This is a genomic window from Cellvibrio sp., assembly GCF_053579595.1.
In genome coordinates this window covers 1-13,403 of sequence record NZ_JBRFPI010000088.1, presented here as the reverse complement: position 1 = coordinate 13,403, position 13,403 = coordinate 1, and the positions used below count along the sequence as shown (strand labels likewise).

Genomic DNA, 13,403 nt, shown 5'->3' with positions numbered 1-13,403 from the left:
CGCGACCTCCGGCGTGACAGGCCGGCATTCTAACCGACTGAACTACCGGTCCGCATATTTCTCAACACCTGCATTTTTACTTTATTGCCCTTGTTCATGAGAGCGTAAAAATGTGGTGGGCGGTACAAGACTCGAACTTGTGACCCATGCCTTGTAAGGGCATTGCTCTACCAACTGAGCTAACCGCCCCTCGTTGAGAGGTGCGCATTCTATCGAATCTGGCTGTGCTGTCAAACTTTTTTTAGCTAAACATTTAAACTTTTTCAGATTCGCTTAAAAGCTCATCAACGGCGGATAAAAATGCAGCAAAAAAGATTCAAGAGCACACAAATTGAAGGTCCTGTACAGAATTCAAGTCGATATAATCAAAAGCAAAGAGTAGATTATCGATACTCCAATCCAAACCCCACACATACCCTATGACCGCAGACCCGTTCATCACCAGTTTCTCCCACAGCGATTCCAGCCCCTGGATGGGCATAGTGGTGATACTGCTGCTCGTACTACAAACATTATTAATTATTGGCTTACAGCGCAGCCGCCTAAGCAATAAGCGAGCGCGCAAAGCATTAAAGGAATCGCAAAAAGCACTGGAAGAAAAAATTCGCGAACGCACGGAAAGCCTTTACACCACCAATAACCTATTGATCGATGAAGTCGCACGGCACGAGCAGACCGGACGTCAATTGCGCGAGACTAAACTGTATTTACAAAGCATGATCAACTCCATGCCATCCATTATTATTGGTGTAACCGCAAATGGTGATGTAACCCATTGGAACGCCGCTGCAGAAAACACTTTTGAGATTTTTTCCAATGAAGCGCTCGACCGAAAAATAATGGATTTGTTGCCGCTCTTCCCCTTCACCCTCAACGCGATAAAAAATTCCATCCGCAGTGGCGTACCTCACGCAATACAACACACACAAAACGATGAAGACGAAAAAAAACGTTACTTTGAAATTACCATTTATCCATTAATTTCCAGCACCCAACAAGGCGCTGTTATTCGTGTGGACGATGTCACGCTAAAAGTGACTATCGAAAACCTGATGATACAAAATGAGAAAATGTATTCACTGGGCGAAGTAGCTGCAGGCATCGCACACGAAATCAATAATCCACTCAGTGTGATTTTGCAAAACGTGCAAAATATTGCGCGCCGCACAGACGCCAACTTTCCCGTCAATCAAACGCGCGCGACTGAATTAGGTATCGATTTTCCGCAAGTAAATACCTATCTCCATGCGCGCGAAATCCCACAGATGCTCGATTCCATCCGCGAAGCGGGCGAACGCTCAGCAACCATTGTGCGCAATATGCTGGAGTTTTCCCACAATTCACAGCGCAAAACCAGTTTGGTTGATATCAAGCATCTCATCGAACAAACTATCGCACTTAACCGCAGCAGCTACACCAAACCGCAAAGTGAGCATGCATTGCAGATCATCACTGAATTTGCCGACCCACTGCCACCACTGCATGCTTCCGCCCCGGAATTACAGCAGGTATTGCTGAACTTATTGCGCAATGCAAAACAAGCGCTCGCAAGCAGCGCGGTAGAACAACCCTGCATTTGGATCAGGACCTATCCACAAAACCACCATCTTGTGATCGAGGTTCAGGACAACGGCCCCGGTATGGCCGATACTATTCGCCAGCACATCTTTGAACCCTTTTTTACCACCAAGGAATTGGGTTCTGGAACTGGCTTGGGGTTATCTGTTTCGTATTTCATTATCACCGAGCGTCACCAGGGAACGATTGATGTAAAAACTGTGCCCGGCAAAGGCAGTAATTTTATTATTCATTTGCCGATTCAGTAACAACAACCATTAACTTCATGGCCCCTGAGAGATAATAATGATCTACAAAAAATCTTTTTACCTTACAGTTTTTAGTGCTGCACTTATGAGCGGTTGCGCGAATCAACCAGTAGCCCCTACTGATGCAAACAGCCTTGAAAAAGCAGCAACCCATATACTCAGTGAAGCAGTTTATTTCTCCACCCTATTTTCTACTTGCTCCGCCTTAGGCGGCGACACCGAACTCGATGCAATCGATATACAACAAAACTGGATCAATGCAAATTCATCATTGGTTGCAGCAGCCGATAGCTATTACAGCCAACAGCAAGCCAACTACACATTTACCTATGATGGTAAAACCCTTGCACCAGCAGCCATTCGGCTCGTACTGGATGCGCGGAGCCGGGCAACCAATGAGCTGGCACTAGCGCAACGCAGCCCGGTCAATAAACAAAAAACCTGTCAATTCAGGTTGGCGCAAATCAGCGGTAACAAACTTCCACTCACCAATGATCCATTGATCGCCCCCTATCAAGCCGAACTACTCACCCATTTACCGCTCGACCTCAATATTTCCGACGTACCACAACTCGCTGGCGGACTATCAGGCACATCCCAGGGAGCCACTTATTTCACCATTGCCAAAGCGCATGAATCCAGCTGCACCGCCGCTTATACACTAAGCATTACCAATCAATGGCCGAATGAAGCCTATGCCAACTTCTGTGGCGAAAAAGCCGTAGCTGTGATCACCTGTGAATGGGGCAAATGTGAGGCGAAGAAGTTATAATGGGCCATACCAAGCCGCAGCCACCTGCGGCTTGTTTCTTCTTTTATGAGCCCCCGTATGACACCCACAGATTTCTCCACCGCCAGTTACCAACAGCAGCTCGCCGAAAAACTCACTAAAATCCAGCACGATTTTTCCGAATTCTCGCTCCCGGAAATCAGCGTTTTCAGCTCCCCCGAAAAACATTACCGCATGCGCGCGGAGTTTCGCGTATGGCATCAACAAGAACGCACCGAATATGTGATGTTCACCCAGGACGAATTCAAACGCCCCTACCCGATTCATGAATTTCCCGTTGGCTCTGCATTGATGAACCAACTGATGCCGCGCGTATTGCAGGAAATTAATAGCGATGATTTGTTGCGCCGCAAACTCTACCAGGTCGATTTTTTAACTACCCAAAGTGGCGAAGCACTGGTGACCTTGATTTATCACAAACCGCTGGATGAAGCCTGGATAGTCAAAGCACAATCACTGAAACAGTTGCTGGGAATCGATATTATCGGCCGCAGTCGCAAGCAGCGGTTATTGGTTGAGCGCGACCATGTTATTGAACGTTTGACCGTTGCAGGGCGCGAATATACTTATCAACAAGTGGAGGCCAGTTTCACCCAGCCCAATGCAAAAATTTGCGAAGCTATGCTGACATGGGCGGTAAAAAACAGCAGAGGATTGAGCGGAGATTTATTAGAGCTCTATTGCGGTAACGGCAACTTTACCTTGCCTCTTTCACAAAATTTCAGCAAGGTTTTGGCCACCGAAGTATCCAAAACTTCTGTGGAGTCAGCGCAATATAATATTGCTGCAAATCAGATCGAAAACATCCAGATTGCCCGCATGTCGAGCGAGGAATTTTCGCAGGCGATGGATGGCGTGCGCGAGTTTAATCGCCTGCGCCATGTCAATTTAGCGGATTACCATTTCTCTACTATTTTTGTCGATCCACCACGCGCCGGACTTGATCCACACACCACCAGCATTACCCAGCGCTTTGATAATATCCTGTATATTTCCTGCAACCCGGAAACACTGCGCGAAAATTTAAAAACAATTACTCAAACGCACAGCATCAAAGCCTTTGCCATTTTTGATCAGTTTCCCTACACACACCATGTGGAATGCGGTGTGGTATTGCAGAAAAAATAATTGGGGAAATTAACCAGCAAGCTCGCGCGTCATATAAATCGCAGGGCCAGAATAGGATGCAAGGTTATGTTGCTGGGTATTGTCCAGCTGATCACACTCACTAAAACCTAATTTCTGCCAAAAGGATTTGGAGTTTTGCACCGATACCAACGCCGCCGCGCGCAGTTCACGCTGCTGCGCCTCCACCAAAGCATGATTCACCAACAGCGGCCCCAAGCCGCAACCTGCGGCCGATTTGCTAATGGCGAGGTCGTGCAAATACAAGACTGTTGATTCAGGCTTGTGGGCAAACTCACTGCCCCAAGGCGATACCTCGCCCAACGCTGACTGATAACCAACCAGATAACCACAGACTTCACCAGCGCGTTCGATCACCCAGGATGTATCCGGCGTTTGCGCAAAGCGGGCGCGAATCACCTCATCAGTTTCCAGAATTTCATCGATATAAGCTTCAGCCTGAATACGAATCACATCCGCAATATCGCTCAATCGCATAGCGCGACAAATAAACTCTACCGTCATTTTCAAATAGCCCTAAAAATCCCGCCCCTGAATGCGCTTGGCGGCATCCATCACAAAATCATTGAAAGTGCTTTCATGACGCAGACGTTCCAGATCAAATTTTTTCTGGTCGGCATCGGAAAGATTTTGCCAAGATTCCAAATAAGGAATGTGACTGGTTTTTTCCCGCAACTGATAGAAAGCGGAAAATTCAGTTTTTATATCGGCATTGACATCGAGTGAATCTAATAGACCGGAAATACGAATACTGGCTTCAGTCAGCGTCAATTCGTCTTTATGAACTGCCTGCGCCAAAATTTGGATACTTTTATTGACCCATTCGCGCCGTTCAATTTGCGCTTTTTCATTGGCTGCTTCCAGTGCTTGTAGTTTAACTGCGCGGTCTTTTTTCTGAAGATATACTTTATAAACCAACCGGCCGGCGATAACTGCCAGTATCAGAATAATTAATGCGCCCAACATAATTAATATCGACAATACATTCATTGCTACTACGCTCTCAAAAAGTGTTAACGTCCACCTGCATCATCAGGCTGATTCACATCCAATAAAAGCTCTTCGGTCTCAATCTCAGCACCGGCATCTTCCAATAAGTGGCCTGCAATGGATTTTTTGGTTTTTGCGCCCAAGCGACGAATGTCATCCACACGTTTCACCAAGTTGCCGCGCCCGGTTTGTAGACGATCGCGGGCCTTGCTGTAAGCCTCCTGGGTTTTATTGAGCGAGTTGCCAATCGCATCCAGAGATTCCAGCAACAATACAAATTGGTCGTGCAAGGCGCCCGCCTCTTTGGCGATACGCTCGGCATTTTTGTTTTGTTTTTCGTAGCGCCAGATATTTTCTACTGTGCGCAAAGTTGCCAAGAGGGTCGTTGGGCTTACTAGAATGATATGGCGATCATAGGCTTCGCGGTACAAACCTGGCTCATGTTGCAAGGCAAACATAAACGCTGCCTCAATCGGAATAAAAATAAATACAAAGTCGAGCGCTTTAATACCATCCAGCTTTTCGTAATCCTTAATGCTCAAACTTTTGATATGGCTACGCAACGAATTCACATGGGCATTCAGAAAATACTTACGCTCAGTTTCATCATCAGAACTGCAGAATTTTTCGTAATCAACCAGCGAGCACTTTGCATCGATAACAATGTCTTTATTTTCCGGCAAATGAATAATTACGTCCGGCATCAACCGCGAGCCATCAGTGCCAGTAAAATTAACTTGAGTGTCGTACTCGCGGCCTTTTTGTAAACCGGATTCCTCCAGCAAACGCTCCAACACTACTTCACCCCAATTACCCTGTGCCTTGCTATTGCCTTTGAGTGCTTGCGCCAGATTAACCGCGTCTTCGCCGATTTTTTGTGCCTGCTTTTGCAACTCCACCACTTGCCCGGAAAGACGATTGCGATCCGCATTTTCTTTTTCGTACACGTCCTCTACTTTTTTGCGGAATTCGGTGAGCTGTAGCTTCAGAGGATCGAGCGTATTGTCGAGCAGGCTTTTGCTATTCAAATTGAATTGCTGCTGCTTGTTCTCAAAAATCTTGTTGGCGAGGTTTTCAAATTCTTTAGCCAATTCCACTTTGGCATTTTGCAAAAGCGCCAACTGTTCAGCGAAATTTTTGCGTTCCTGCTCCAAACGGGTTTTGAGTTCGGTGTTTTCTTTAACAAGATGTGTAAGCTGCTCATCTTTACGCAGGGATTGTTGTTGCAGCTCATCAAAGTGACGGGTTTTCTCTCGCAGGCCGGCTGCATCCTGCTGGGAAACACCCAGAGATTGCTGTAATTCATTTGCATGTTGCAGTGTGGATTGCAACTGGGTTTTGATGTCTGCCACCTGCAATTTGAGCTGATTGCCCTCTTGTTGCAGTGCCGCTTCGCGCAGCGCATGGCTGTGCTGTAATTGCTGCAGGGCGGATTCAAGCTCGTGAGTTTTGGCAAACACGGCTTGATCGAGGCGACGACCAACAATCCAATACACAATAAGGGCGCCGATAGCCAAGCCAGCCAGGGCGGCAATAAGAGTTAATACCGATGGATTCACAAGAAAACTCCAGAATGTAAAACGCAGCTAGGCATTATCAGCCATGGCCGTTAAAATCGCGGCCATTTTAGCAACATATCGCCGTATTCAGGCCATTGATTTAACTCATCGCTGATTAACTCACTTATGACCAATTCCACCCAATCCTTTCAAGCCCCCCGCATTCTGGTATTCGATTCCGGTGTCGGCGGCTTGAGTGTCGCCCGCGAAATCCAGCAACGCTTGCCGCTGAATCCGCTGGTATACGCCTCGGATAACGCGTTTTTTCCTTACGGTACCAAAGGTGAAGCGGAACTGATTGAACGAGTGGATCTGGTTATAAACGAACTCTTACTACGCTATCCGGCCGATATCCTCGTTATCGCCTGCAATACCGCCAGCACCCTCACCCTGCCGCATTTGCGCAGCAAGTTGAATGTGCCAATTGTCGGGGTTGTACCGGCAATCAAACCGGCGGCGCTGATGAGCAAAACCGGGGTGATCGGCCTACTCGCCACCCCCGCAACAGTTGCGCGCCCCTACACCCATGAATTAATCCGCGAGTATGCGGCTAATTGCCAGGTAATTTCGTTGGGCAGTAGCGAACTGGTACAAATCGCCGAACAAAAATTGCGCGGCGAAGCGATTGATGTAAATGCTATTGGCAGGATCGCGCAAGAATTGATGCACACAGATCAAGCAGAACAAATGGATGTTTTGGTACTAGCCTGCACCCATTTCCCGCTATTAAAAGATGAATTGGCGCAACACCTGCCCACGCAACTGAAGTTGATTGATTCAGGGGCAGCGATTGCCAGACGGGTAGAGTTTTTACTTGCCGATGCTCCTGAGCCACCGGCAGGTTATTTACCCGAGCATCTTGCGGCATTTACCAAAGTAACCGAAGCAGCAGAACGATTGGCACCAGCGTTAACCGGTTTTGGCATTCATCAGCAGACTTATCTCAATATTTAAACAACCAAACGCAACTCATGTCCGTCGGGCTGCAAGTTGCGCAAAATATCCATACTGGTAATTACGCCTAACGCTATTTTCTTTTCCGTCACTACCACACGGTGAATATTGTTTTTCACCATCACCGCAGCAACTTCTGCCACAGAGGCCTCTGGCCTTACCGTTATAATTTCGTGCTGCATAATCTGGTGCACGGTGCAGTTATATTCAGCGCGATTACTCCAGTCGCGCAGGCTGGCTTCATCCAAATCAATTTCGCAACTTTCACGATAATAATTGCGCAGCGCTTCGCGGCGATTGTTTTCATCCATACTGCTGAATTTGAAAATATCTGAAACAGTTACCACACCCACTAATTCATGGTCTGATGCGATGACAGGCGCACCGGAGATACCATGCTTGATAAAAAATTCCGCTAGCCGGTGAATAGTCCAACCTTCATAGGCGCTCAGCAGGGTCTTGCTCATAATGGCTTGGGCAGTAAGGTTATTTTTATGGGTTATCGACATAGCAGGTTCCTCAGTGGCGAAATTTACATGCTCATTAAGTATTAACGCAGACGATAAATTCGACACCCAACAGCTCACAAAACTCGCACAATAATTAGATCTTTTCTGCATTAAAATTATCGACTGATAAATATCGATGTATTTAAGACCAATAAAAAAGCCGCTGGATCATCAACCCAGCGGCTCTTGCCAATCCAATCACATTGTTACAGATCGGTAATCGGTTTGTATTTGGGCACGAGGGTTTTCATCACGCCCCATGCGAGCAAATAAGCGACCGCACAGACTGCAAACATAATCGCGTAGCCGGTGTGGATATTGCCCTGGGCACCGTAGTAGTCAAACAACCAGCCGCCGGTTTTAGACAAGAATACGCCACCCAAACCGCCCGCCATGCCGCCGATACCCACCACTGAACCCACCGCTTTTTTGGGGAACATATCAGACACAGTAGTAAAGATATTCGCTGACCAAGCCTGATGTGCAGAGGCGCCTATACCAATCAGGATGACCGGAACCCAGAAACCGTAGTGGCCTAATGGCTGGGCTAACAAAACCACCAATGGGAACAAGGCGATAACAAACATGGCGCGCATGCGGCCATCGTAAGCGTTGTAGCCTTTGTTCATAAAATAGGTGGGGAACCAGCCGCCGCCGATACTGCCGAACATGGTCAAGCTATAAAGCACGGTTAACGGCAGCATCAGCTGAGTGCCGGTCAACCCGTATTGTTCGCCCAAATATTTTGGCAACCAGAATAAGAAGAACCACCAAACACCGTCAGTCATAAACTTGCCAAACGCAAATGCCCAGGTTTGGCGATAGCCGAGCAATTTAAACCAGGAGGTTTTTAACTCTTCTTCAACGGGCACAACCGGCGCTTCACCCGGATTGGTATTAATGTAATCCAGCTCAGCCTGACTCAGGCGTTTTTGTTTGGTTGGGATTTCGTAGTAAATCTGCCAGAGCACCATCCACACAAAGCCAATGGCACCAATCACAATAAACGCGGTTTGCCAGCCCCAGTTAACCGCAATCCAGGGCACAGTCAAAGGCGCAAGAATCGCACCTACGTTGGCACCCGAATTGAAAATACCCGTCGCAAAAGAACGTTCCTTTTTAGGGAAGTATTCAGCGGTGGCTTTGATCGCCGCAGGGAAGTTACCCGCCTCACCTATCGCCAGCACGGCGCGGGAAATCATAAAACCGATAATCGAAACCGGAATCGCCGCTATACCTGCAATCGCCAACACATTGTTAGTGAAGTGGCCGATAGGCACCGCATAGGCATGCATGATCGCACCAATAGACCAGATCACAATCGCCACTATGTAGCCCAGCTTGGTACCCAGCTTGTCGATAACACGACCGGCGAAGAGCATGGAAATGGCGTAGACGAATTGGAAAACCGCCGTGATATTGGCGTAGTCGCTGTTAGTCCACCCGAACTCTTTGGATAGAGCGGGAGCTAAAAGGCTGAGAACCTGGCGGTCGAGATAGTTAACAGTGGTTGCAAAAAACAGGAGGGCACAAATCGTCCACCGGTAATTACCAATAGTTTGATGGTTCATAGGGTCACTTGTTTATAGTTATGGAATACAAAGGGAATCATAGCTGCACTGAGGGATATTGCTAAATATCCATCTGCAGATGAAACGCTCACCTGTTTGTATTGACCTTATTTGCCGTGGAGATTGTCCGTGTCTGAACTTATTTTTGTAGCAGAGTTATTATGGGTCGGAAAAGTAGCATGTTTCGCTGGAGTGAACAAGTAAGACTATACAGAAAGCCTATATTGAACAATAGCTTAATTGGAGCGATCCATTTTTATTAACCACAGCAAATACTACTGAACGAATGAAACATAGGGGTGCCGAACCTAAAGTCACTAGCTTGGCACCCTCATTTGCTACTAATTTAAATATTTTGACAGTTTAATCGTGTATTTACACTTCGACCAACCGCGTTTACCTGTAAGCGCCCCCTTTGGCGACAGTGCATACGCTTTAAGAGATACTGTTCTAGGTTGCATTATTCCCGAACCTGATATGACCTCGATGTAATTGTCGAATTTAAACGAACATTTATTTTCGGAGCCGGCTTTACTTGTATACCCTCCCTGTACAGACTTCTCAGCAAATACATAACCATCAGGAGCCGTTAACACCGTTGGTGTTGCATGGCAATTATTTCTAGAACCATCTGGATCTGTGTGCTTGGTAGTACACTCAGATGTAATAGTTTGAACTTTAGTTTCTGCATGTACATGCTCAGAAACAAAACAACACATAATCAGAACAACAATTAAATCAGTATATTGGCGCATATAAACCTCTTATCTTAATTATGTGCTCGATATAACTATAATGACATTGAGTAATGAGCACTAAGATTACCCAACACACGTAATTACCAAAATTATTGATCCACTCCGAAGTTTTCAGTTATTTTTTCTCAGGCATAGCAACCTTCAACGAAAGCCCAACGTAATAAGCACGATCTTTAATATCCGCGAAAGACTCATCAGTGGAATACCCCCATCCTTTACCAATTTCAAAACCGATATTTGCGCCATTGTCAGATGTTTTATAACGGACTTTTAAACCGAGCGAGGTCATTACGACAGGCGAAGATGAACTATCGGCAACCGCCGCTGCACTTGTTTCTGTTTCTGCTTCTTCATCTTTCTCCGTGATGCTTGAAGTTGTAATGCCAACACCTAGTTGCGGACCCCAGGACCAATTATCAAAGTATTCCGCATGACTCAAACGCCAAGGAATATAAACTGAAGCAAAATCAAGATTTACGTTAACCCGTCCGTTATGGAACATATCAAGTTTCTTTTCCTTGTCCGTTCCACGATCAAAATATACTCGTGCACTTGGCAAGAAAAACTCAGGTTCCAAACAAAAGTGAAAAATACGTTTGTCATGAATTGTACATTTCAGCTGCACAGGAAATGACGCACCCATAAAGTCATTATTTGAATAAAAGCGCTGCCCGTCAATCTGCACCTTATTCAACCAATGCGCTTCAGTCAGCTCAGGAAACTTAGCTCTTGAGCGCAATGTTTTTCTATCCAGCCCATGATCCACAGCCACTTTTGCCAGCACATCTGGAGAAGCATATCCCCATGACTGATAAGCGGTTGTTAACTTTTGAATCTGCTCCTTGCGAATTGCTTCACCCGATAAAAAACCGGAAGATGAGGCTGACGAAACTGATGAAGATGCGACAGAACTCTGTTGCGCGAAGCTATTAATTGAAACAAGCAACAGGATAATCAATGCATATTTACTCATGATTTTCTCCAAATTTTAAATTTATAAAAACAAGAAAAATGAAATAGCAGCGCCCACAGCGTGAATCACGCACTAATAAAGGCGATACCTTAAACACATAAAAGTTAGTGGATTAGATGAAGCGGAAAAATCGGAAAGGAAAACCTTGCTTTTAAAGGTAAATTTTAAAAATATGCAGGTAACTAACAACAGAAATAAGACAGAGTTGTTAAGAATTTTCATTTTATCACCACAAGAAAAGTAACTTTGTTTACTATTCTTGTGGTGAACTGATGCAGATTATCTCAGTTAATTTCTGATTTATTTTTGCAATCCACCGCCAGATCCGCTCCTTGGGGTAAGTGGAATTCCATTCAGATTAATAACAAACCAACTAAAACGACCAAAAAAAGATCCAAATATGATGATTCCAGTATCGTTCAAAGAACTATTAACGCGGACAACGTCATATTTATCAATTTTTAAAAACTGTGCTCCTTCAGTATTAATCGATTGAATATTTTCACCAGTAACTTTATATTTTCTTTCCTTGCTTCCATCCGATTTCTCAATAGAAATAAATTTTTCACTTCCATCAACTTCAACCCGAACCACATCACCACGCTCAAACTCCGACCAATCAGATAAAGCAACCTTAACCTCAAACTTAACCTCTTCCATAACGTTCTCCAATTATTAATAAAACCACCGAGTTAATTTACAACATCATCCAAACTACGACTAACAACGCATGAAAGCGAATCGTACTCAGTACTATTAAGATCCACTTCCAAGTAAATAACTGATCGGGCGTCCGCAGATAAATCTTCCCCATACCATAGCCTGTTACGTTCATTATCCAGCAGTTCGATATTCCATCTAATATCCCCTCCTGCAGCGGAAGGTACCGTGAAACCTATCAGCTTTTGAGATTGCCCTGGGGCAATTTTAATTACGCATTTATTCTCTGCTTGATCAACACTGCTACGGAATTTTTCTTCATCTAGCATATACACAGACACTGGATTCACACTCATTCGCTTGGACTGAGGAATACTGCTCAAAAACACCGGCACCAACAACAAAGAAGCCGCCACTGCCCCCCATGCCGTTTGCGGCACAGCAAAATACCTCCACCATTTTTGTAGAGAAAAATGCTTATCTGATTTATTAAAGCCCCCCTGCGTTTTTGCCTCCGCCAGACACTGCTTTAGCGCGTAAGCCTCTTCTATTTTTTTTACAAGACTTGGATTACCGATAAATTCGGCCTCAAATTCCAGCTCATCTTGTGGTGATAACCTACCGCATACATACCTATCTATACGCTCGTCATCACCGGATTGGCGTGGTGACTGTGGCATTTGAACCTCCTGGGCAAATCGCTTGCCCATTTTCTATGTGTCAGAAGAAGTGAACTTATCTCACCTATTCCACGAAATTTATTTAAAGAGTTATACCCATAGATTCAGCAAGCAGACGCAGACGCTGCTTGGCCCTATGGATCACCCGATTGAAGTGCAGATCGGTAAGTTCCATATCCTCGCAAATACTGTCCTTTTCCTCTTCTTCGAGGTAGTAACGCTGCAGGATTTCGCGATCACGCTTTTTATTAAGCTGCTCCAGCAACTGGCGCGCAATACGCTGGGCGTCTGCCTGCTCCAGTAGTTCAACAGGCCCCTGGGTGTGCTCTCCTTCTGGAACTTGATCGCTGTCAGCGCCTGCATTTCGCTCACGGCGATAATGCATAATGAGCTGGTTACGTCCGATTTGAGCAATGAATGCCCCTAATTTTTCAGGTTCACGCAGCTCGGCAAGGCGAATTTTTTCAATGACGATACGCCAGGTTTCCTGAGCTACCTCCTGAGCAATATCGGCCTTTGCTTGCCGACGCAATATCAACAACAAACCACTCTGGTATTGCTCTACCAACTGCCGTTCTGCCAGCCGGTCCCCCTTCTGTATTCGCACAACCAAGTCGGTTGCACTAAACGGCTGTAACATTTCTGCGCTATTCACGCCACGCCTCCCGGTTACCAAAATAAGCCATGCTTGCCCAATAGTATGGATGACTCCAACGAGGCACCCGACTGACCGCTTGCTGTGCCTCCTGCAAAGCTTGAAGTGGCCCCTTATTATTTGTTAAGAGTGAATGATAAAACTGCTCCATAAAATAGGCAGTCGACTTATCTTCCACGGGCCAGAATGAAGCAACAACACGCTTAGCTCCCGCCTCAAAAAATCCCCGTGATAGCCCCATACTTCCCTCCCCCCCCACCAACTTCCCTTGAGCCGTTTCACATGCACCTAACAACACTAAACCTGCCCGCAACGTCCCCTCGGTGATTTTA

General features: G+C 45.9%; 15 protein-coding genes and 1 tRNA gene. 4 read left to right on the top strand and 12 right to left on the bottom strand.

Annotated elements, in window-relative coordinates; all coding sequences use genetic code 11:
* Positions 1 to 113: 113 nt before the first annotated feature.
* A tRNA-Val gene (locus tag ACWA6V_RS07715) sits at positions 114 to 189 on the bottom strand.
* Positions 190 to 419: 230 nt separating this feature from the next.
* On the opposite strand from ACWA6V_RS07715, the gene ACWA6V_RS07710 reads away from it, so the two are divergent.
* From ACWA6V_RS07710 to trmA, 3 genes are read left to right on the top strand one after another with little or no spacing between them, the layout of a single operon-like run.
* Positions 420 to 1,826, top strand: coding sequence for a two-component system sensor histidine kinase NtrB (locus tag ACWA6V_RS07710; protein WP_449521934.1), 1,407 nt, complete (start codon positions 420 to 422; stop codon positions 1,824 to 1,826).
* A 37-nt stretch (positions 1,827 to 1,863) separates the two neighbouring features.
* A complete protein-coding gene (locus ACWA6V_RS07705) occupies positions 1,864 to 2,598 on the top strand; it encodes a hypothetical protein (RefSeq protein ID WP_449521933.1) in 735 nt (244 codons plus the stop codon).
* Positions 2,599 to 2,655: 57 nt separating this feature from the next.
* Positions 2,656 to 3,744, top strand: a complete 1,089-nt coding sequence (gene trmA / locus ACWA6V_RS07700; protein WP_449521932.1) for a tRNA (uridine(54)-C5)-methyltransferase TrmA — start codon at positions 2,656 to 2,658, stop codon at positions 3,742 to 3,744.
* Between the two features lie 9 nt (positions 3,745 to 3,753).
* Here trmA and ACWA6V_RS07695 read toward each other — a convergent pair whose 3' ends face one another.
* The 3 genes from ACWA6V_RS07695 to rmuC are packed head-to-tail and all read right to left on the bottom strand — an operon-like array spanning position 3,754 to position 6,311.
* Complete coding sequence (locus ACWA6V_RS07695) at positions 3,754 to 4,266, bottom strand: GNAT family N-acetyltransferase (protein ID WP_449521931.1); 513 nt, start codon at positions 4,264 to 4,266, stop codon at positions 3,754 to 3,756.
* A gap of 12 nt (positions 4,267 to 4,278) precedes the next feature.
* The gene (locus tag ACWA6V_RS07690) at positions 4,279 to 4,752 is read right to left on the bottom strand and encodes a DUF2489 domain-containing protein (protein ID WP_449521930.1); all 474 of its coding nucleotides are present in this window, start codon (positions 4,750 to 4,752) and stop codon (positions 4,279 to 4,281) included.
* Positions 4,753 to 4,775: 23 nt separating this feature from the next.
* Positions 4,776 to 6,311 (bottom strand): DNA recombination protein RmuC, encoded by a 1,536-nt coding sequence (gene rmuC / locus ACWA6V_RS07685; RefSeq protein ID WP_449521929.1) that lies wholly within the window; start codon positions 6,309 to 6,311, stop codon positions 4,776 to 4,778.
* Between the two features lie 126 nt (positions 6,312 to 6,437).
* On the opposite strand from rmuC, the gene murI reads away from it, so the two are divergent.
* A complete protein-coding gene (gene murI / locus ACWA6V_RS07680) occupies positions 6,438 to 7,265 on the top strand; it encodes a glutamate racemase (protein ID WP_449521928.1) in 828 nt (275 codons plus the stop codon).
* On the opposite strand, the gene ACWA6V_RS07675 is transcribed toward murI, so the two are convergent.
* From ACWA6V_RS07675 to ACWA6V_RS07640, 8 genes are all read right to left on the bottom strand, one after another.
* On the bottom strand, positions 7,262 to 7,774 hold the full coding sequence (locus tag ACWA6V_RS07675) for a CBS domain-containing protein (protein WP_449521927.1): 513 nt from the start codon (positions 7,772 to 7,774) through the stop codon (positions 7,262 to 7,264). The genes murI and ACWA6V_RS07675 overlap by 4 nt on opposite strands.
* 206 nt (positions 7,775 to 7,980) lie before the next feature.
* Complete coding sequence (locus tag ACWA6V_RS07670) at positions 7,981 to 9,345, bottom strand: MFS transporter (RefSeq protein WP_331352636.1); 1,365 nt, start codon at positions 9,343 to 9,345, stop codon at positions 7,981 to 7,983.
* Between the two features lie 341 nt (positions 9,346 to 9,686).
* Entirely contained in the window at positions 9,687 to 10,100 is a 414-nt protein-coding gene (locus ACWA6V_RS07665) for a hypothetical protein (protein WP_449521926.1), read from the bottom strand.
* 118 nt (positions 10,101 to 10,218) lie between these two features.
* Entirely contained in the window at positions 10,219 to 11,076 is an 858-nt protein-coding gene (locus ACWA6V_RS07660; RefSeq protein ID WP_449521925.1) for a hypothetical protein, read from the bottom strand.
* Between the two features lie 300 nt (positions 11,077 to 11,376).
* Entirely contained in the window at positions 11,377 to 11,736 is a 360-nt protein-coding gene (locus ACWA6V_RS07655) for a hypothetical protein (RefSeq protein WP_449521924.1), read from the bottom strand.
* Positions 11,737 to 11,768: 32 nt separating this feature from the next.
* Positions 11,769 to 12,416 carry a hypothetical protein gene (locus ACWA6V_RS07650; protein ID WP_449521923.1) on the bottom strand — a complete coding sequence of 216 codons (648 nt, stop codon included), beginning with the start codon at positions 12,414 to 12,416 and terminating at the stop codon, positions 11,769 to 11,771.
* A gap of 82 nt (positions 12,417 to 12,498) precedes the next feature.
* Entirely contained in the window at positions 12,499 to 13,071 is a 573-nt protein-coding gene (locus tag ACWA6V_RS07645) for an RNA polymerase sigma factor (RefSeq protein ID WP_449521922.1), read from the bottom strand.
* A partial coding sequence (locus tag ACWA6V_RS07640; RefSeq protein WP_449521921.1) for a CHAT domain-containing protein occupies positions 13,064 to 13,403 on the bottom strand: 340 nt, incomplete at its 5' end. The genes ACWA6V_RS07645 and ACWA6V_RS07640, both read right to left, overlap by 8 nt.